The organism is Kitasatospora sp. NPDC056651 (assembly GCF_042792155.1).
Classification (GTDB): domain Bacteria; phylum Actinomycetota; class Actinomycetes; order Streptomycetales; family Streptomycetaceae; genus Kitasatospora.
On sequence record NZ_JBHTWX010000063.1, the window covers coordinates 1 to 18,672 of the forward strand.

An 18,672-nucleotide genomic window follows, 5' to 3' on the forward strand; every position below is an offset into this window, starting at 1 on the left:
TCGCCCCAATCCCCGTTCTATTCGCCCTGGCCGGGCGGTATGACCCCCACCGGTGTTGGGCCCGCCTTCGGGCGGGCCCTCCTCCGTGCGTCCGGGCCCCCCCCGGGGGGGGGCTCAGAGGGCGTTCCTGCGCTGGAGGACGTTGTAGGAGATCCAGCCCGGCAGCACCGGCAGCCAGAAGGTCAGGGCCCGGTAGAGGAAGACCGCCGGGGTGGCGACGGCGGGGGAGACGTCGGCGACGGTGAGGGCGCCGATGAGGGCGACCTCGACCGGGCCGATGCCGCCGGGGGTGGGGATCGCCGAGCCGGCCGCGTTGGCGGTCAGGAAGACCACGGCGACGGCCGAGAAGCTGACGTCGCCGCCGAAGGCCTGCACCGAGAAGTCCAGGCAGGCGGTGAAGGAGAGGGTCAGCAGCAGGATGCCGCCGAAGCCGGTGACCAGCTTGCTGGGCGTCTGCATCAGGTCGAGCATCCGCGGCACCACGCCGAAGAACAGCGAGCGCAGCCGGCCCAGCACGAACCGGCGCAGCGGCGCGACGGCGGCCACCACCAGGGCGAGCACGGCGGCGGTGAGCACGCCGATGATCACCGCGCGGGAGGCGGAGAGGTCGCCGTTGGTCTGGCTGCCGGTGATCAGGCCGAAGCTGAACAGCAGCAGCAGGTGCCCGGCCAGGCCGGCCAGCTGGGAGGCGCCGACCGAGGCCACCGCCTGGCCGGAGCGGATGCCGGCCTTCTGGAGGTAGCGGGTGTTGAGCGCGATGCCGCCGATCGCGGCGGGCGCGACCAGCTTGACGAAGGAGCCGGCCAGCTGGGCGGCGACGGTGCGCCGGAACGGCAGCTTCTCGGGGACGAAACCGGTCAGGCTCATCGCGGCGGCGACGTAGCTGAAGGCGGCGGCGAGCAGGGCGGCCGCGGCCCAGGCCCAGTTCATCTGGGAGAGCTTGAGCTGGGCGGGCTTGATGGTGGTCAGGGCCAGGTAGGCGGCGAAGGTGAGCGCGATGACCATGATCAGGGTCTTCGGCTTCAGCCGTTCCAGCTTGGCCGGCGCCATCGGCGCCTCGGGGGCGATCTGGAGGATCTGGCCGCGGATGCGGCTCAGCAGGTCCTCGCCGGCCGCCGCGATGTCCTCCTCGGCCTGCTCCTGGGTGCGCTCCCCGGCCGCGACCTGCTCCAGCGCCCTGGCCCGGGCGGCGGCCTTGCGCTCCTTGGTGAGCTTGGCCAGGTCGACCCTGGTGGAGCGGCTCATCCCGACCGGCTGGAGCAGCGGCAGCGCCTGGGCCACCCGCTCGGCGCCGAGCACCGCGTTGGCGGTGGCGACGGCCCGCTCCGGGCCGATCCGCAGCGCGAAGGTGGTGAGCAGCTGGGCGACGTCGATCCGCAGGGTCAGGTCGGTGGCGGCGATGTCGCCGCCGGAGAGGTTGACCAGGCAGGCGGTCCGCTCGTCCACCGCCAGCAGCGACTCGCCGGTGAGCCGGCGGTGGGCGATCCGGCGCTCGTGCAGGGCGGCCACCGACTGCCAGATCGAGGCCATCACCGGGTCGGTGACCTCCTCGTCGGCCAGCTCGTCGAGGGTGCGGCCGTCGAGGTTCTCGTAGACCAGGATCGCGGCGTCCGGGCCGAGCTCGGAGGTGGCGACCAGCTGCGGCGCGCGGGCGCCCGAGGCGGCCGCCGCGTACGCGATCAGGGCCTCCTGCTCCAGCGCCTGGCGCAGCGACTGGGGGCTGCGGCGGACGGCCACCGAGCGCAGCCGCAGCCGCCGCCAGGCCCGGTAGAAGAAGCCGGAGGCCTGCTGCTCGCGGTCGATGATGTGCACGTCCAGCGGGGGGCCGCCCTGCTGGGTGACGTGGTAGCGGCGGGTGCCGCCGGGGGCGTCGGGGGCGCGGACGGCGCCGGCCGGGGTGAAGCCGACCTTGCGCAGGCCGATCATCAGGTGCTGGCCGGTGGGCCGGATGTTGGGGGAGCCGATCGCGTACAGCGTGCCGTAGGCGACGGACCAGCCGATCAGCACGGTGAGCAGCAGCGACATCGGGGTGGTGTAGCCGCCGAGCAGCTCGGTGACCCCGCTGAAGACCACCACCACCCACAGGGCGACCCGCCAGCGCGGTCTGCTCGACATGCCGACGGCGGTCATGTAGGCGATCACCGGGGCGAGGTAGCCGTGCACCGGGTCGGTGAGGCTGCCGTTGCTGTCCAGCGGCAGCCGGGTCAGCGCGTCCCGGATGTGCGGGGAGGCGCCTTCGGCCACCCACCAGTCGATGCCGAGCGAGACGCCGTACGCCAGCACCGAGGCGAGCACGCCGTCGGCGACCCGCAGGCCGTCGCGTTTGATCAGCCGTTCGACGGCGAAGGCCAGCGGCACCGCGAGCACCGCGACGCTGGAGACCAGGCCGGTGATGGTGGAGAACACCGCGGAGAAGTGCGGCGCGTTGGTGGCGATGTCCTGCTCGATGCCGGTGGTGGTCGAGGTGGCGATGCCGGCCAGTACGAAGACGGCGACGATGCCGAGGACGCCGGCCAGGAAGCGGATCAGGTCGGACGGGCGGTGGGCGCGGGCGGCGAGCAGCGGCTCGTCGACGTCCAGGTGCGGGGCGTCGTCCAGCGGGTCGTGGTCGTGGTCGTGGTCGTCGGCGTGGAGCCGGGGCGGGGCGGCGGGCTCCTGTGCGGCGGACTCCTGGGCGGCGGGCTCCGGGAGCGCGGGCTCGGGGATCGTGGGATCCGGCGCGGCGGGCTCCGGGACCGGGGTCGTCGTGGGGGCGGGGGTCTTGATCATCCGGTCCTTGATCAGGGAGACTTCCGGCGTCGGCCCCGGCCCGGGCCGGTCCTCGCCCTCGTCGCCGGGAGCCGGGGGCACGGCGGCGGCGGACTCGTCGGAGTCCTTGTCCATGCCCACGTCAGCCGTCCCGGTCATCTGGTCTTGTTGTCCTCGTATCACCACTCACCGCCCCGGAAGATGGTGGCATGCTCCGGCTCCCCGTGCGGGACAGGGGGCGGATCGGGCGCGGCGGATCGTTCGTACGGGGCCCCGGGAACGCCCCCGTGGGGAAGAATGCCGCAGGTGACGGACGCAACAGAGGACGGCCTCCCGGACACCCTGCCACCGTTCGCCGAACTGGTGCTCGACCTGGCCGAGCGGATTCCACCCGGCAGGGTGATGACCTACGGCGACGTCGCCGAGTACCTGGGCCAGGGCGGCCCCCGGCAGGTCGGCCGGGTGATGGCCCTGTACGGCGGCTCGGTGCCCTGGTGGCGGGTGATCCGCGCCGACGGCCGCCTGCTGCCCGGGCACGAACGGCGCGCCCTCGCCCACTACGGAGAGGAGGGCACCCCGCTGCGCGAACTCGCCGACCCCGTCCGGGTCGACCTCAAGCGGGCCCGCTGGGACGGCGAGTGAGCGGAAACCGCCGCACCGGACCGGATTGACAGGGCAGGACCGTAGGCTCGATGCGGGCGGGCCCACGCGGCCCGCCCCCGCCGTGCCCCACCGTTCGACCCCAGGACCGAGTTCGTGACCTCCCCCTACCGGCTCGTGCGCAGCCCGCTCGTCCAGCCCGACCCACCCGTGCTGGACGCCTACCAGCGTGCCGTGGTCGAGCACCCCGGCGGGCCGCTGCTGGTCCTGGCCGGGCCCGGCACCGGCAAGACCACCACCCTCGTCGAGGCCGTCGCCCGGCGGATCGCGGACGGCACCGACCCCGAGCGGATCCTCGTCCTCACCTTCAGCCGCAAGGCCGCGATGGAACTGCGCGACCGGATGTCCGGCCGCCTCGGCAGCACCGCCGCCGCCCCGCAGGCCACCACCTTCCACTCCTTCTGCTACGCCCTGCTGCGCGCCCACCAGGACCCGCGGGACTACGCCGAACCGCTGCGGCTGCTCTCCGGCCCCGAACAGGACGTCATGGTCCGCGAACTGCTGGCCGGCGGCGCCGAGGACGCCAAGCGCGGCCTCGGCCGGATCGCCTGGCCGCTGGACCTGCGGGCCTGCCTGACCACCCGCGGCTTCGCCGACGAGGTCCGCGCCGTCCTCGCCCGCAGCCGCGAGCTCGGCCTCGGCGAGGCCGAACTCGAACGCTTCGCCCACGGCGTCCAGCGCCCCGACTGGGCCGCCGCCGCGCACTTCCTGGCCGACTACCTCGACGTCCTCGACCTGCGCGGCGTCCTCGACTACGCCGAACTCGTCCACCGCGCCGTGCTGCTCGCCGAACGCCCCGAGGTCGGGCAGGAACTGCGGCGCCGCTACGAGGTGGTCTTCGTCGACGAGTACCAGGACACCGACCCCGCCCAGGTCCGGCTGCTGCGCCGGCTCGCCGGCGGCGGCGGCGACCTCGTCGCCGTCGGCGACCCGGACCAGTCGATCTACGCCTTCCGCGGCGCCGACATCAACGGCATCCTCGACTTCCCGCAGACCTTCCGGCAGGCCGACGGAACCCCCGCCGACGTCCTGGTCCTGCGGGTCTCCCGCCGCTCCGGCGCCGTCCTGCTCGCCGCCTCCCGCGAAGTCGCCCGCCGGATGCCGATGGGCCGGCTGCCCGCCGACAAACTCGCCCAGCACCGCGCCCTGCTGCCCTCCCGCGAGGGCGGCCGGGTCGAGGTCTACACCTACCCGACCCCCGGCGCCGAACTCGACTCGATCGCCGACCTGCTGCGCCGCGCCCACCTGGAGGACGGCGTGCCCTGGGGCGAGATGGCCGTCCTGGTCCGGGCCGGTGCCCGCTCCATCCCCGGCGTGCGGCGGGCCCTGGGCGCCGCCGGCGTCCCGCTGGAGATCGACGGCGACGACCTGCCGCTGCGCGAGGAACCGGCCGTCGCCCAACTGCTGCTCGCCCTGCGGGTCTGCGCCGAGCTCGCCGCCCGCGACAAGCAGGGCGACCCGGACGCCCCCGACCCGCTCACCACCGACCTCGCCCACACCCTGCTCACCGGCCCGCTCGGCGGCCTCGACGGCTCCGACCTGCGCCGCCTCGGCCGCGCCCTGCGCGAGGAGGAACGCGCCGCGCTGCGCGCCGACGGCCGGGGCACCACCGCCCCCCGCCCGGCCGACGAACTGATCCGCGAAGCCCTCGCCGAACCCGAGCGGCTCGTCGCCCTCGACCCCGCGCACGCCCGCCGCGCCCGCGACCTCGGCACCCTGCTGCGCAAGGTCCGCGAGCTGCTGGCCGGGGGCTGCACCGCCGAGGAGGCGCTCTGGGAGCTCTGGGACGGCAGCCGCCGCTGGCGCGAACGCCTGGAACGGGCCGCCCTGCGCGGCGGCGCGGCCGGCCGCAACGCCGACCGCGACCTCGACGCGCTGTGCGCCCTGTTCGAGACCGCCGCCCGCGCCGAGGAACAGGTCACCGGCCACCGCAGCGCCCTCGACCTGCTCGCCGAACTCGAAGCCCAGGACATCGCCGCCGACACCCTCACCGTCCGCGCCGTGCGCCCCGAAGCGGTACGGCTGATGACCGCCCACCGCTCCAAGGGCCTGGAATGGCGCCTGGTCGTGGTGGCCGGCGTCCAGGACGGCCTCTGGCCCGACCTCCGCCGCCGCGGCTCCCTCCTCGAAGCCGACCGGATCGGCCGCGACGGCCTCGCCGAACCGCTCTCCCCGGGCGCCCTGCTCGGCGAGGAGCGCCGGCTCTTCTACGTCGCCGCCACCCGCGCCAGGGAACGGCTGATCGTCACCGCCGTCAAGGCCCCCGCGGACGACGGCGACGAACCCTCCCGCTTCCTGCGCGAGCTCTACCGCGAGGACGTCGACCCCGCCACCGGCAGGACCGTGCGCCGAACCCCGCCGGTCACCGTCGAGGACGTCACCCACCGCCCGCGCCGCCCGCTGTCCGTCGCCGCGCTGGTCGCCGAACTGCGCGCCGTCACCGTCGACCCCGCCCGCTCGCCCGAACTGCGCCGCGCCGCCGCCGAACGGCTCGCCACCCTGGCCGCCGCCACCGACGAGGACGGGCTGCCGCTGGTGCCCGCCGCCCGCCCCGAGCGCTGGTGGGGCCTGGACGACCCGACGGCCGCCCCCGAGCCGCTGCGCGGCGCCGACGCCCCCGTCCGGCTCTCCGGCAGCGGCCTGGAACAGCTGGAGAGCTGCTCCCTCCAGTGGTTCCTGGACAAGGAGGTCAAGGCGCGCGGCGCCGGCTCGGCCGCCCAGGGCTTCGGCAACGTGGTGCACGCCCTCGCCGACGAGGTCGGCTCCGGCCGCACCCCCGCCGACCTCGCCGTCCTGATGGAACGGCTGGACACCGTCTGGGACGCGCTGGCCTTCGACGCGCCCTGGAAGTCCCAGCAGGAGAAGACCGAGGCACGCGCCGCCCTGGAGCGCTTCCTCAACTGGCACGTCCTGGAACGCGGCCGCGACCTGGTCGCCACCGAGCACGGCTTCGACGTCACCCTCGACGTCGGCGGCGTCCGGGTCCGCATCCGCGGCTCGATGGACCGGGTGGAGAAGGACACCGCCGGCCGCGCCTACGTCGTCGACTTCAAGACCGGCAAGCAGATACCCACCGACAAGTCACTGCCCGAGCACAAGCAGCTCGCCGTCTACCAGCTCGCCGTCCGGGCCGGCGCCCTCAACGAGCTGCCCGGCTTCGACGGGACGGCGCCGGACACCGGCGGCGCCGAACTCGTCCACCTGCGCGAACCCGCCGCCAAGGCCGCCCAGGACGCCCCCAAGGTGCAGCGCCAGGAGCCGCCCGAGGGCGAGCCGTGGATCGAGAACCTGCTCGCCGACGCGGCCGGGAAGGTCCTCGCCGAACGCTTCGTCCCGCAGACCGGCGGCGGCTGCGACCGCTGCTCCTTCCGCCGCAGCTGCTCCGCCCAGCGGGACGGTGCGCAGCTGGTGGAGTGATGGCCGCCCGGCAAGGATTGTCCGTCGCTCCGGTTACCGTTGCGTGGTGACCGCCGTGCTCAGCCATCCCGACCAGCTCAAGGAGCTGCTGGGGATCCCGTTCAACCGGGAGCAGATGGCGGCCATCGGCGCCCCCCTGGAGCCGGCCGTGATCGTGGCCGGCGCCGGCTCCGGCAAGACCACCGTGATGGCCGCCCGGGTGGTCTGGCTGGTCGGCTCCGGCGCGGTACGGCCCGAGGAGGTGCTCGGCCTCACCTTCACCAACAAGGCCGCCGGTGAACTCGCCGAACGCGTCCGCGCCGCCCTGCGTGTCTGCGGGCTGGGGGTCCCCCCGGCCGAAGGCTGGGGGCGCGTCGGCGACCGGGACGCCGCCGAACCGCTCGGCGACCCGGAGATCTCCACCTACCACGCCTTCGCCGGCCGCCTGCTCAAGGAGCACGGCCTGCGGATCGGCATCGAACCGGACGTGCGGCTGCTCGCCGACGCCACCCGCTTCCAGCTCGCCGCCAAGGTGCTGCGCGCCGCCCGCGGCCCGTTCCCCGCGCTCACCGGGACCTTCGCCAACCTGGTCGCCGACCTGACCGCGCTGGACGGCGAACTCGCCGAGCACCTCGTCGAGCCGCAGACCCTGCGCGACTTCGACGAACGGCTGCTGGACACCCTCGCCACCGCCAAGCTCACCAACGACGACCTGCGGGCCGTCCCGGCCACCGCCCGGGCCCGGCTGGAGCTGCTGCGCCTGGTCGAGGACTACCGGCGGCGCAAGCGCTCCGCCGGGCTGATGGACTTCGGCGACCAGATCGCCGCCGCCGCCCGCCTGGCCCAGCAGCGCCCCGAGGTCGGCGAGCTGCTGCGCGGCCAGTACAAGGTGGTGCTGCTGGACGAGTACCAGGACACCTCGGTCGCCCAGCGGCTGATGCTGGCCGGCCTCTTCGGCGCCGGCCCCGAGGACGCCCCCTCCGGCGGCGCCCGCTCCGGCGGCGGCCACCCGGTGACCGCCGTCGGCGACCCCTGCCAGGCGATCTACGGCTGGCGCGGCGCCTCCGTCGCCAACCTCGACGAGTTCCCCCGGCACTTCCCGAAGGCCGACGGCCGCCCCGCCGACCGCTACGCGCTCAGCGAGAACCGCCGCAGCGGCGGCCGCCTGCTCGCCTTCGCCAACGAACTCGCCGCCCCGCTGCGGGAGATGCACGAAGGCGTCGAGGCGCTGCGCCCGGCCCCCGGCGCCGAGCAGGACGGCTTCGTCCGGGCGGCGCTGCTGCCCACCCACGCCGAGGAGATCGGCTGGCTGGCCGACTCGATCGCCCACCTGGTGCGCACCGGCACCGCGCCCGGCCGGATCGCCGTGCTGTGCCGCGGCGGCGCGGCCTTCCCGGACATCCACGCGGCGCTGGTCGCCCGGGAGGTGCCGGTCGAGGTGGTGGGCCTCGGCGGGCTGCTGCAGCTGCCCGAAGTGGCCGACCTGGTGGCGGTCTGCGAGGTGCTGCAGGACCCGACCGCCAACGCCGCGCTGGTGCGCCTGCTGATCGGCCCGCGCTGGCGGATCGGCCCGCGGGACCTCGCGCTGCTCGGCCGCCGGGCCGCCGCCCTGGTCCGGACCGGCCGCTCCGAGGACGTCGAGGCGCTGGCCGCGGCCGTCGCCGAGGCGGACCCGACCGAGGTGGTCTCGCTGGCCGACGCGGTGGAGACCTTCCTGACGGCCCCGACCGGTGAGCCGGGCGAGCAGCCCGACGACCTGCCGTTCTCCGCCGAGGCCCGGGTGCGCTTCGCCCGGCTCGCCGCCGAGCTGCGCGAGCTGCGCCGCTCGCTCGCCGACCCGCTGATGGACGTGCTGCACCGGGTGCTGTCCGTCACCGGCCTGGAGGTCGAACTCGCCGCCTCCCCGCGGGCCCTGGCCGCCCGGCGGCGGGAGACCCTGCACGCCTTCCTGGACGTCGCCGCCTCCTTCGCCGACCTCGACGGCGACCCGGGCCTGGCCGCCTTCCTGGGCTTCCTGCGCGCCGCCCAGGAGTACGAGCGCGGCCTGGACAGCAGCCTGCCCGGCGGCGAGGACACCGTGAAGGTGCTCACCGCGCACAAGTCCAAGGGCCTGGAGTGGGACGTGGTGGCCGTCCCCGGCCTGGTGCGGGGCGCGTTCCCGTCGTCCAGCCCGCGCGAACGCTGGACGAGCACCAAGCGCGTGCTCCCGCACGCCCTGCGCGGCGACGCCGCGACCCTGCCCGACGTGCGCGGCGGGTGGAACGGGAAGTCGATGACGGCGTTCAGGAAGGAGCTGGCCGACCACTCCGTCACCGAGGAACTGCGCCTGGGCTACGTGGCGTTCACCCGTCCCCGGTCGCTGCTGCTGGCCTCCGGGCACTGGTGGGGCCCGAGCCAGAAGACCGTCCGCGGCCCGTCCCCCTTCCTGGAGGCGCTGCGCGAGCACTGCGAGCGGCCCGGCGCGGGCGAGGTCGAGCACTGGGCCGAGCAGCCGGAGAAGGGCGCCGAGAACCCGGCGCTGGCCGCCCCGGTCGAGCACCCCTGGCCGCTGCCGCTGGACCCGGCCGCCCAGCACGCCCGCCGCCGGGTCGCCGAGGTGGTGCGCGCCCGCCTCGCCGGGGCGCCGGCCCCGGAGCCCGAGGAGACGACCCCCGAGGACCAGCGCCAGGTGGCCTCCTGGGACCGCGATCTGACCGCCCTGCTGGGCGAGTTGGAGCGCTCCCGGCGCACCGCCCGGGACGTGCCGCTGCCCGCCGCGCTCTCCGCCACCCAGCTGCTGCGGCTGGCCGCCGACCCGGACGGCTTCGCCCGTGACCTGGCCCGTCCGATGCCGCGCCCCCCGCAGCCCGCGGCCCGGCGCGGCACCCGCTTCCACGCCTGGGTGCAGTCCCGGATCGAGCCGCTGCTGCTGGTCGAGCCCGGCGCGCTGCCCGGCGCCGACGACGACGGCATCGAGGACGAGCAGGACCTGGAACGGCTCAAGGAGGCGTTCCTGCGCACCCCGTACGCCCAGCGCAAGCCCCACCGGGTGGAGGCGCCGTTCCAGCTGGTGCTGGCGGGCCGGGTGGTGCGGGGGCGCATCGACGCGGTCTACCGGGAAGATGACGGATTGTCGGAATCCGGTGGTGGGTCACGCTACGAAGTGGTGGACTGGAAGACCCACCGGGAGGAGACCGCCGATCCGTTGCAGCTCGCGGTCTACCGGCTGGCCTGGGCCGAGCAGGCGGGTGTCGATCCCGAGCAGGTCACCGCGTCGTTCCTGTACGTCCGCAGCGGGCGGATCGTCCGCCCGGCAGGACTTCCCGCCCGAAAAGAGTTGGAACGGCTTCTGATCGGGAACAGTGACTATTGAGTCACGCAGAGCATCCAAGTCATCACGCCAGTGCCCGAAACCTGTGCGTCGTGCACGTTTCGCGCCTATTGTGGGGTCGGTAACCGGTCAACCCCCGAGCTCCGGCCGCCAGCGAGGCCCGCATTTCCTAACCCTCAGTCATCACCGCAGGTGCCCCCGGGCATCGGCGTCTTCTGCTGGAGAAACCGAAGTTGAGCGCGACCGGATGGATCAGAGAGCGGTTCACCGGGCCGACCCCGGGCCCCGCTCCGCGCGCGACCGGCACCTGGCCGAGGACGGCGCTGGCGCTGCCGTTCATCGGCATGGTGCTGATCGTCGCCCTCGACTACCTCAGCGGCACCGAGGTGACCGTCGAACCGGCCCTCACCGCCGTCCCCGCGCTGGCCGCCGTGGTCAGCCGCCGCACCTGGTACCCGCTCGCCATCGGCCTGGGCACCGAGGCCGCCGCCTTCCTGATGGCCTTCCGCAGCGACACCCTCGACGAGTCCGTGCACGTCGCCAGCGTCTTCGCGATCCTGCTCGTGGCCACGATCGGCTGGGTCAGCGCCACCCTGAGACTGCGCCAGGAACAGGCCCTGGCCGACGCCCAGCTCGTCGCCTCGATCGCCCGCCGGGTCCTGCTGCGACCCGTCCCCGAACGCGTCGGCACCGTCCGGGCGGCCGTCCACTACGAGGCCGCCGCCGCCCACGCCCGGATCGGCGGCGACCTCTACGAAGTGGTCAACACCCGGCACGGGGTGCGCGCCGTGGTCGGCGACGTCCGCGGCAAGGGGCTCGGCGCGGTGGAGACCGCCGCCGCCGTGCTCGGCGCCTTCCGTGAAGCCGCCCACCAGGAGCCCGCCCTCGACCGGGTGGCCGGCTGGCTGGCCGACAGCCTCGACCGCGCCCTGCACGAGAACGACCACCCCGGCGTGGAGGAGGAGTTCGTCACCCTGGTGCTGATCGGCGTCCGCCCCGACGGCACCTCGGAGATCGTCAACTGCGGCCACCCCGCCCCGCTGCTGCTGCGCGGCGGGGACGTCCACCCGCTCGAACTCGCCGAGACCGTACCGCCGCTGGGCGTCCTCGACCCGGCCGACGTCCGCCCGCCGGTGCACCGGATCCAGCTCCAGGGCGAGGACCGGGTGCTGCTGTTCACCGACGGGGTGATCGAGGCCCGCGACCGCGCCGGCGTCTTCTACCCGCTCGCCGAACGCTTCCCGCGCTGCGCCGCCGGCCGCCCGGCCGACGTCCTGCAGCGCCTGCACGAGGACGTGGTGCGCCACGTCGGACGCCAGCTCGGCGACGACGCGGCCATGCTGCTCCTCCAGTTCGACCCGCCGCCCGCCCTCGGCACGGGCACCGGCCGGCTCGTGGCCTCCGTCCAACTCCCGCAGCAGGCCGGAGTCCTGACGCGCCAGTAGACCGGGCCCCGGCGGGCCGGGAGCGCTACAGCGACACCTCGACCAGCAGCGGCCGGTGGTCCGACACCACCGTGCGCGGCGCCGCCGCCGGGCCCACCGCCGCGCGCGGCACCCCGATCGCCAGGACGTGGTCGAACTGCACCGCCGGCCGGTGCGAAGGATAGGTGGGGGTGCGCGCCAGGTCGTACCAGCCCTGGAGCCGGGCGCGCGGCTCGCGCACCCGGCGCCGGCGCGGCTCGGCCAGCACCGGCCGGGCCCGCCTGGCCGCCCGCAGCTCGCGCACCCGGGCCCGCGCCCGCGGCGCGCTGCGCTCCAGCGCCGTCGCCCCGCCGAGCACCGTGCGCGGCACCGCGCCGACCAGGTTGAAGTCGCCCAGCACCAGGTACGGCTGCGGCAGGTCGGCGATCCAGCGCCGGATGCCGGCCAGCTGCGCCATGTTCCAGCCGGGCACGAAGGACAGGTGCGCCGCCACCACGGTGAACGGGCCGCGCTCGCCCTCCAGGACGGCCGCCAGCGCGGCCCGGGGCTCGTCCGGCACCGGCGTCAGCCCGCGCCGCCCGGCCACCCGCAGCGGCAGCCCGAACGGCGCCGGGGCGAACCGCCGGGCCCGCCAGTGGAGCACCGGGAGCCTCGTCAGCAGGGCCGTCCCGTAGGAGGGCAGGGCGCCGTCACCCACCTCGCCCGGTCCGTACACCCGCAGGCCGTTCGGCCCGTCCGGCTCCGGCACCCAGCCGGCCACCGGCGCCGGGCGGCCGTGCAGCGCCGCGGCGAAGCGCCAGTCCCCGGCGCCCATCGCCGCGGCCGCCACCGCGGCCTGGTCGGTGCCGCCCGAGCGCGACTGGTGCCGGTCCACCTCCTGGAGCGCCAGCACGTCGGCGTCCAGGGCGGCCACCGCCTCGGCCAACGGGCCGCCGGCGTCGGACGGGTAGGGCCGCGGGGCGCCGTCCGGGGCGAGGGGCTGGCCGTGCAACAGGTTGAAGGTGGCGATGCGCAACTGGCTCACACCGCACGACGGTACCCGGTCGCCGGGGGAGGGGGGTCCGGCTTGAGACGGGGATGCATACCGGGTATACATACTCGGTATGTCCATCCGTCACGGTCTGCTCGCCCTGCTCGACCAGGGCCCGCGCTACGGCTACCAGCTGCGCACCGAGTTCGAGGCGCGCACCGGCGCCACCTGGCCGCTCAACGTCGGGCAGGTCTACACCACGCTGTCGCGACTGGAGCGCGACGGACTGGTCGAGGCCGCAGGGGAGGACGACGAAGGCCACCAGTTCTACGCGGTGACCGACGCCGGCCGCGCCGAACTGCGGAACTGGTTCGACACCCCGGTGCCCCGGACCAACCCACCGCGCGACGAACTGGCGATCAAGCTCGCCATGGCGGTGACCGTCCCCGGAGTGGACGTCTCCGCCGTCGTCCAGGGCCAGCGCCGACACAGCATCAAGGCACTCCAGGACTACACCCGGCTCAAGGGCCGCGCCCTGGCGGGCGAGTCCAGGCCCGGCGTCGCGCCCTCCGAGAGCAACGACCTCGCCTGGCTGCTCGTCCTCGACCAGCTGATCTTCCAGACCGAAGCGGAGATCCGCTGGCTCGACCACTGCGAGACCCGGCTCGCCCAGCAGGCCGAACTCCAGCAGGCCCGCACCGCCGAGGCCGCCCGCGACGGCGCCGCGCCCGCCAAGCGCGGCCGCCGCCTGCGCGCCTGAACCCAGGCACCCGAACCACCAGGCCCGGTCCCGACACCGGGCCCGCACCCAGCACAAGGGGGGAATCCATGTCCCACACCGAACCGTCCAGGCACACGCCGGTGCTCCACCTGGAGAACGTCACCCGCGTCCACGGCCACGGCGCCGCCGAGGTCCAGGCCCTGCGCGGCATCGACCTGAAGGTCCACCCCGGCGAGTTCGTCGCCGTCATGGGCCCCTCCGGCTCCGGCAAGTCGACCCTGCTCACCCTGGCCGGCGGCCTGGACACCCCGAGCGGCGGCCGGGTCCTGGTCGAGGGCGTCGCCCTCGGCGACCTCAACCGCAAGAAGCTCGCCCAGGTCCGCCGCCGCTCCGTCGGCTACGTCTTCCAGGACTACAACCTGATACCGGCGCTCACCGCCGCCGAGAACATCTCGCTGCCGCGCGAACTCGACGGGCTGTCCACCCGCGCCGCCCGCCGCGAGGCACTCGCCGCCCTGCAGGAACTCGGCATCCCCGAGCTCGCCGACCGCTTCCCCGACGACATGTCCGGCGGCCAGCAGCAGCGCGTCGCCATCGCCCGCGCCCTGATCGGCGACCGCCGCCTGGTCCTCGCCGACGAACCCACCGGCGCCCTCGACTCCACCACCGGCGAGGCCGTCCTCGCCGTACTGCGCGCCCGCTGCGACGCCGGCGCCGCCGCCATGATGGTCACCCACGAGGCCCGGCACGCCGCCTGGGCCGACCGGGTCGTCTTCCTGCGCGACGGCCGGATGGTCGACGAGTCCACCAGCCAGGACGCCGCCAGCCTGCTCGTCAGCGCCGCCGGCAACAGCCTGAAGGTGGACGAGTGAAGCTCAGCGCCTGGCGGGTAGCCCTGCGCATCGCCCGCCGCGACGCCCTGCGCGCCAAGGGCCGCAGCGCCCTCGTCATCGCCATGGTGGCGCTGCCCGTCCTCGGCGTCACCGGCGCCGACGTGGTCTTCCGCAGCGCCGAACTCACCACCACCGAACGCACCGAACGGCTCATGGGCCAGGCGGCCGGCGAACTCGACATGGTCGAACGCGGCTCCTCCGTCATCCAGGCACCCGACCCCAGCAACGGATTCATCCTCAAGGACCCCAAGGGGGACGCCAAGAACGGCGAAGCCCCCAAGTACACCCCCGCGCAGCAGCGCGCCCTCGACACCCCGCCCGCCGACCTGGCCCGCCGACTGCTCCCGGCCGGCTCCGCCGTGGTGCCCGAACTCCTCGGCCCCTTCACCGCCGTGAGCAGCGCCGAAGGCCTGCTCACCGCCCGGGTCAGCGAAGCCGACCTGACCGACCCGGTCTGGCGGGGCCGGATCGACCTGGTCAAGGGCCGCGCCCCCGCCGCCGACACCGAGGCCGCCGTCTCCCGGGACTTCCTCAAGCGCTCCGGGCTCAAGATCGGCGACAAGACCACCGTCCGCGGCCTCGAAGCCAGCCCCTTCACCATCACCGGCGTCTACGAGTACCCCGGCGAACTGTCCGCCACCGAGATCACCGCCCGCCCCGGCACCCTGCTGGGCCGGCTCCCCAAGCCGTCGAACGCCTCCGACAACACCGCGCAGGGCGGCGACGAGCCCTCCCGCTGGCTGGTCAAGCTCCCGGCCGGCGCCACCCTCGACTGGCCGAAGGTCAAGGAACTCAACGAGTACGGCTTCCAGGTCACCTCACGCGCCGTCCTCGCGAACCCGCCCGCCCGCGCCGACGTCCCCTACTACTCCGAGGACCGGCAGCGCGGCGGCCCGCAGACCAGCTACTTCAACCGGGCCGACATCGTCGCCCTCGCCACCGTCGCCGGCATGGCCCTGCTGGAGATCGTCCTCCTGGCCGGCCCCGCCTTCGCCGTCGGCGCCCGCCGCTCCCGCCGCCAGCTCGGACTGCTCGCCGCCGCCGGCGGTGACCGCGCCAACGTCCGCTCCGTCGTCCTCGGCGGCGGCATCGTCCTCGGCCTCACCGGCGCCGCCGTCGGCCTCGGCCTCGGCATCGGCACGGTCGCCCTGCTGCGCACCAACGCCGAGGAGTACTCCGGCCAGCGCTTCGGCCACTTCGCCCTGCCGCCGCTCGACCTGCTCGGCATCCTCCTGGTCGGCCTCGCCACCGGACTGCTGGCCGCCGTCGTGCCCGCCGTCCAGGCCTCCCGCCAGGACGTCGTCGCCGCGCTCACCGGCCGCGACACCCTCAAGCCGCCCAGCCGCAAGCTCGCCGTCCTCGGCCTGCTGATGCTCGGCGGCGGCGCGGCCCTCGCCCTGTACGGCGCCACCAGCGGCATCGGCAACAGCAGCTTCGCCGTCCTCGGCGGCTCGGCCGTCGCCGAACTCGGCATGGTCGCCCTCGTGCCCTACCTGGTCGGACTGTTCGGCCGGATCGGCCGCCTGCTCCCGCTCAGCCCCCGGCTCGCCCTGCGCGACTCGGTCCGCCACCGCGGCCGCACCGCGCCCGCCGTGGCCGCCGTGATGGCCGCCGTCGCCGGCTCCGTCGCGGTCAGCGTCTACATGGCCAGCATCGACGAACAGCAGCGCCGCGAATACGTCCCCTCCGCCCCGGCCGGCGCCGTCATCCTCGGCAACGGCTGGATGGACGGACCCGACGGCAAGCTGCTGCCGCAGATGCGCGAGGCCGTCGAACGCAGCATCCCCGAACTCGGCCCGCGCGCCGACGTCCAGCGCGTCGACCCCAAGGCCGACTGCATGGCGGGCGCCTACTGCGGCTACATCAGCGTCGAACTGCCCAAGGAACAGCGCTGCCCCGTCTTCGGCACGGACGACGACATCTCAACCGAGGAGCGCGCGCGGGTCGTGAGCACGGACAAGCGCTGCCAGATCACCACCCACCAGGGCATCCGGTTCCCCTCGCTGCAGTCCGGCGACGCGACCCTGCTGCGCAACCTCTACGGCGCCACCGACCAGGGATCCGCCCAGGCCCTGGCCGCCGGCAAGGCCGTGGTCTTCGACCCGCGCTACCTCAAGGACGGCAAGGTCACCCTCCGGGTCAGCCTCCCCTCCCCCCCGCCCTCCGCCCCGTCCTCGCCCTCGCCCTCGCAGGACAAGCCCACCCACAACGAGATCACCGTGGACGCGGTGCTCGCCGACGCCACGGTGCCGGCCCCGGCCATGGCCGTGATCAGCCCGGCCACCACCGCGCGGCTCGGCTTCCACTCCGCACCGGCCGGCTCGGTCTGGCGGCCCGCGGCCGCGCCCACCGACAAGGCCCAGCAGAAGGCCACCGGCGCGCTGGGCAAGCTCAGCAGCCACGACGTGCTGAGTGTCGAACGCGGCTACCAGAGCCGGACCGACCTGATCCAGCTCGGCCTGAACGTCTTCGCCGCCCTCGTCGCCCTCGGCGCGGCCGGCATCGCCACCGGACTGGCCGCCGCCGACTCCCAGCGCGACCTGACCACCCTCGCGGCGGTCGGCGCCGAACCCCGCATCAGGCGTTCGCTGTCCGGCTTCCAGTGCGGCGTGATCGCCGCCATGGGCGCCCTGCTCGGCGTGGTCAGCGGGCTGGTACCCGGAGTGGCACTGCGCAAGGTCCAGGCCGCGGCGGGCGGCTACCCCGGGATCAGCGGCGCGGAGCTCGCCGACCGGGCGACCCTGGTCTTCCCATGGCCCACCATCGCCGCCACCGTGGTGCTGCTGCCGCTCCTCGCGGCCGCCCTCGCGGCCCTGATGACCCGCTCGCGGATCACCCTGCTGCGCCGCTCGGGCTGAGGCCGCCGCCGGGTTCCGTCCCGGGGGCCGCGCGGGCCCCGCCGACCGTCCGCTGCCCGTTCACCACCCGTCCGCGGCCCGTCCGCCGCCCGACCGCCACCCCCGTCCGCCGTTCCCGGCGGCGGGGGTGGCGGGCTTCCGGGGGTGACGGGAGCGCGGGGGTGACGGAGGTTACAGCCCCGACGCGGCCCGGCAGCCGGACGGCCGGGGCGGGCAGGCACACCGGCGAACTACAGTCGTCGGTATGACGAAAACCCCGGACAGCGCCGTCCGCTCCTACATCGCCCAGCACCAGGCCGCCTTCCTCGCCGACCTCTCCGAGTGGCTCACCATCCCCTCGGTCTCCGCCGACCCGGCCCGGTCCGGCGACGTGCGGCGCTCGGCCGAGTGGCTCGCCGCCAAGCTGCGCGAGACGGGCTTCCCGGTGGCCGAGGTGTGGGAGACCGACGGACTCCCGGCGGTGTTCGCCGAATGGCCGTCCGGGGACCCGGCCGCGCCGACCGTCCTGGTCTACGGGCACCACGACGTGCAGCCCGCGGCGAAGGAGGACGGCTGGGAGACCGAGCCGTTCACCCCGACCGTGGTCGACGGCCGGCTGTACGCGCGCGGCGCCGCCGACGACAAGGGCCAGGTGTTCTTCCACACCCTGGGCGCGCGCGCCCACCTGGCCGCCACCGGCCGCACCTCGCCGGCCGTCAACCTCAAGCTGCTGATCGAGGGCGAGGAGGAGTCCGGCTCGCCGCACTTCGCCGACCTGGTCCGGCGCGAGGCCGGGCGGCTGGCCTCCGACGTGGTCGTCATCTCGGACACCGGCATGTGGTCCGCGACCACGCCGACCGTCTGCACCGGCATGCGCGGCCTGGCCGACGCCCAGGTCGACCTGTACGGGCCGGACACCGACATCCACTCCGGTTCCTTCGGCGGCGCCGTGCCCAACCCGGCCCAGGTCGCGGCCGAGCTGGCCGCCGCCCTGCACGACGGCGACCGCAGGGTCGCGATCCCGGGCTTCTACGACGGCGTCATCGAACTGACCGAGCGCGAGCGCGAGCTGTTCGCCGAGCTGCCCTTCGACGAGGAGCAGTGGCTGAAGGTCGCCAAGTCGTACGGCACCCGCGGCGAGGCCGGCTACTCCACCCTGGAGCGGATCTGGGCCCGCCCGACCGCCGAGGTCAACGGCGTCTGGGGCGGCTACACCGGCCCCGGCGGCAAGACCATCGTCCCCGCCTCGGCGCACCTCAAGCTGTCCTTCCGGCTGGTCGCCGGGCAGGAGGTGGAGAAGGTCCGCGACGCCGTCCGCGCCTGGGTGGCCGAGCGGGTGCCCGAGGGCGTCCGGTACGAGCTGGTCTTCCCGGGCGCGACCCGGCCCTGCCTGACCCCGCTGGACCACCCGGCGCTCCAGTCCACCGTCCGCGCGATGGGGCGGGCCTTCGAGCAGAAGATCCTCTTCACCCGCGAGGGCGGTTCCGGCCCCGCCGCCGACCTCCAGGACGTGCTGGGCGCGCCGGTGCTGTTCCTCGGCATCTCGGTGCCCTCGGACGGCTGGCACTCGGTCAACGAGAAGGTCGAGCTGGACCTGCTGGCCAAGGGCGTGGAGACCGCCGCGTACCTCTGGGGCGACCTGGCCGAGAACTTCCGGCCGGGGGCATGACCCCCGCCGCGCGCACCATGGCAGCCAGATCATTCATCCGGATG

The 18,672-nt window shown here is 75.0% G+C and carries 10 protein-coding genes; 8 read left to right on the plus strand and 2 right to left on the minus strand.

What is annotated here, in order from left to right; translation table 11 throughout:
• Positions 1 to 114: 114 nt before the first annotated feature.
• A complete protein-coding gene (locus ACFRAR_RS23435) occupies positions 115 to 2,907 on the minus strand; it encodes a flippase-like domain-containing protein (RefSeq protein WP_380700095.1) in 2,793 nt (930 codons plus the stop codon).
• A 138-nt stretch (positions 2,908 to 3,045) separates the two neighbouring features.
• Between ACFRAR_RS23435 and ACFRAR_RS23440 the strand changes: the two genes are divergently transcribed.
• From ACFRAR_RS23440 to ACFRAR_RS23455, 4 genes are all read left to right on the plus strand, one after another.
• Positions 3,046 to 3,390 carry an MGMT family protein gene (locus ACFRAR_RS23440; protein ID WP_380700096.1) on the plus strand — a complete coding sequence of 115 codons (345 nt, stop codon included), beginning with the start codon at positions 3,046 to 3,048 and terminating at the stop codon, positions 3,388 to 3,390.
• A 114-nt stretch (positions 3,391 to 3,504) separates the two neighbouring features.
• On the plus strand, positions 3,505 to 6,825 hold the full coding sequence (locus tag ACFRAR_RS23445) for an ATP-dependent helicase (RefSeq protein WP_380700097.1): 3,321 nt from the start codon (positions 3,505 to 3,507) through the stop codon (positions 6,823 to 6,825).
• A 46-nt stretch (positions 6,826 to 6,871) separates the two neighbouring features.
• Positions 6,872 to 10,156: a UvrD-helicase domain-containing protein gene (locus ACFRAR_RS23450; protein WP_380700098.1), complete on the plus strand. Its 3,285-nt coding sequence runs from the start codon at positions 6,872 to 6,874 to the stop codon at positions 10,154 to 10,156.
• Between the two features lie 191 nt (positions 10,157 to 10,347).
• Positions 10,348 to 11,559: a PP2C family protein-serine/threonine phosphatase gene (locus ACFRAR_RS23455; RefSeq protein WP_380700099.1), complete on the plus strand. Its 1,212-nt coding sequence runs from the start codon at positions 10,348 to 10,350 to the stop codon at positions 11,557 to 11,559.
• A 25-nt stretch (positions 11,560 to 11,584) separates the two neighbouring features.
• Here ACFRAR_RS23455 and ACFRAR_RS23460 read toward each other — a convergent pair whose 3' ends face one another.
• On the minus strand, positions 11,585 to 12,562 hold the full coding sequence (locus ACFRAR_RS23460) for an endonuclease/exonuclease/phosphatase family protein (protein ID WP_380700100.1): 978 nt from the start codon (positions 12,560 to 12,562) through the stop codon (positions 11,585 to 11,587).
• A gap of 79 nt (positions 12,563 to 12,641) precedes the next feature.
• On the opposite strand from ACFRAR_RS23460, the gene ACFRAR_RS23465 reads away from it, so the two are divergent.
• The 4 genes from ACFRAR_RS23465 (at position 12,642) to ACFRAR_RS23480 (ending at position 18,628) form a co-directional block, all read left to right on the plus strand.
• Positions 12,642 to 13,268: a PadR family transcriptional regulator gene (locus tag ACFRAR_RS23465; RefSeq protein ID WP_380700101.1), complete on the plus strand. Its 627-nt coding sequence runs from the start codon at positions 12,642 to 12,644 to the stop codon at positions 13,266 to 13,268.
• A gap of 68 nt (positions 13,269 to 13,336) precedes the next feature.
• Positions 13,337 to 14,101 (plus strand): ABC transporter ATP-binding protein, encoded by a 765-nt coding sequence (locus ACFRAR_RS23470; protein ID WP_380700102.1) that lies wholly within the window; start codon positions 13,337 to 13,339, stop codon positions 14,099 to 14,101.
• Positions 14,098 to 16,980, plus strand: a complete 2,883-nt coding sequence (locus tag ACFRAR_RS23475) for an ABC transporter permease (RefSeq protein WP_380700103.1) — start codon at positions 14,098 to 14,100, stop codon at positions 16,978 to 16,980. Before ACFRAR_RS23470 ends, ACFRAR_RS23475 begins: the two co-directional genes overlap by 4 nt.
• Before the next feature lie 244 nt (positions 16,981 to 17,224).
• Entirely contained in the window at positions 17,225 to 18,628 is a 1,404-nt protein-coding gene (locus ACFRAR_RS23480; RefSeq protein WP_380700104.1) for a dipeptidase, read from the plus strand.
• The last annotated feature ends 44 nt before the right edge of the window (positions 18,629 to 18,672 follow it).

Excerpts from the sequence above, each read along its gene's own strand:
- ACFRAR_RS23435 (WP_380700095.1), bottom strand. The coding sequence starts at position 2,907 with ATGACCGGGACGGCTGACGTGGGCATGGACAAGGACTCCGACGAGTCC.
- ACFRAR_RS23440 (WP_380700096.1), top strand. The coding sequence starts at position 3,046 with ATGCCGCAGGTGACGGACGCAACAGAGGACGGCCTCCCGGACACCCTG.
- ACFRAR_RS23465 (WP_380700101.1), top strand. The coding sequence starts at position 12,642 with ATGTCCATCCGTCACGGTCTGCTCGCCCTGCTCGACCAGGGCCCGCGC.
- ACFRAR_RS23470 (WP_380700102.1), top strand. The coding sequence starts at position 13,337 with ATGTCCCACACCGAACCGTCCAGGCACACGCCGGTGCTCCACCTGGAG.
- ACFRAR_RS23480 (WP_380700104.1), top strand. The coding sequence starts at position 17,225 with ATGACGAAAACCCCGGACAGCGCCGTCCGCTCCTACATCGCCCAGCAC.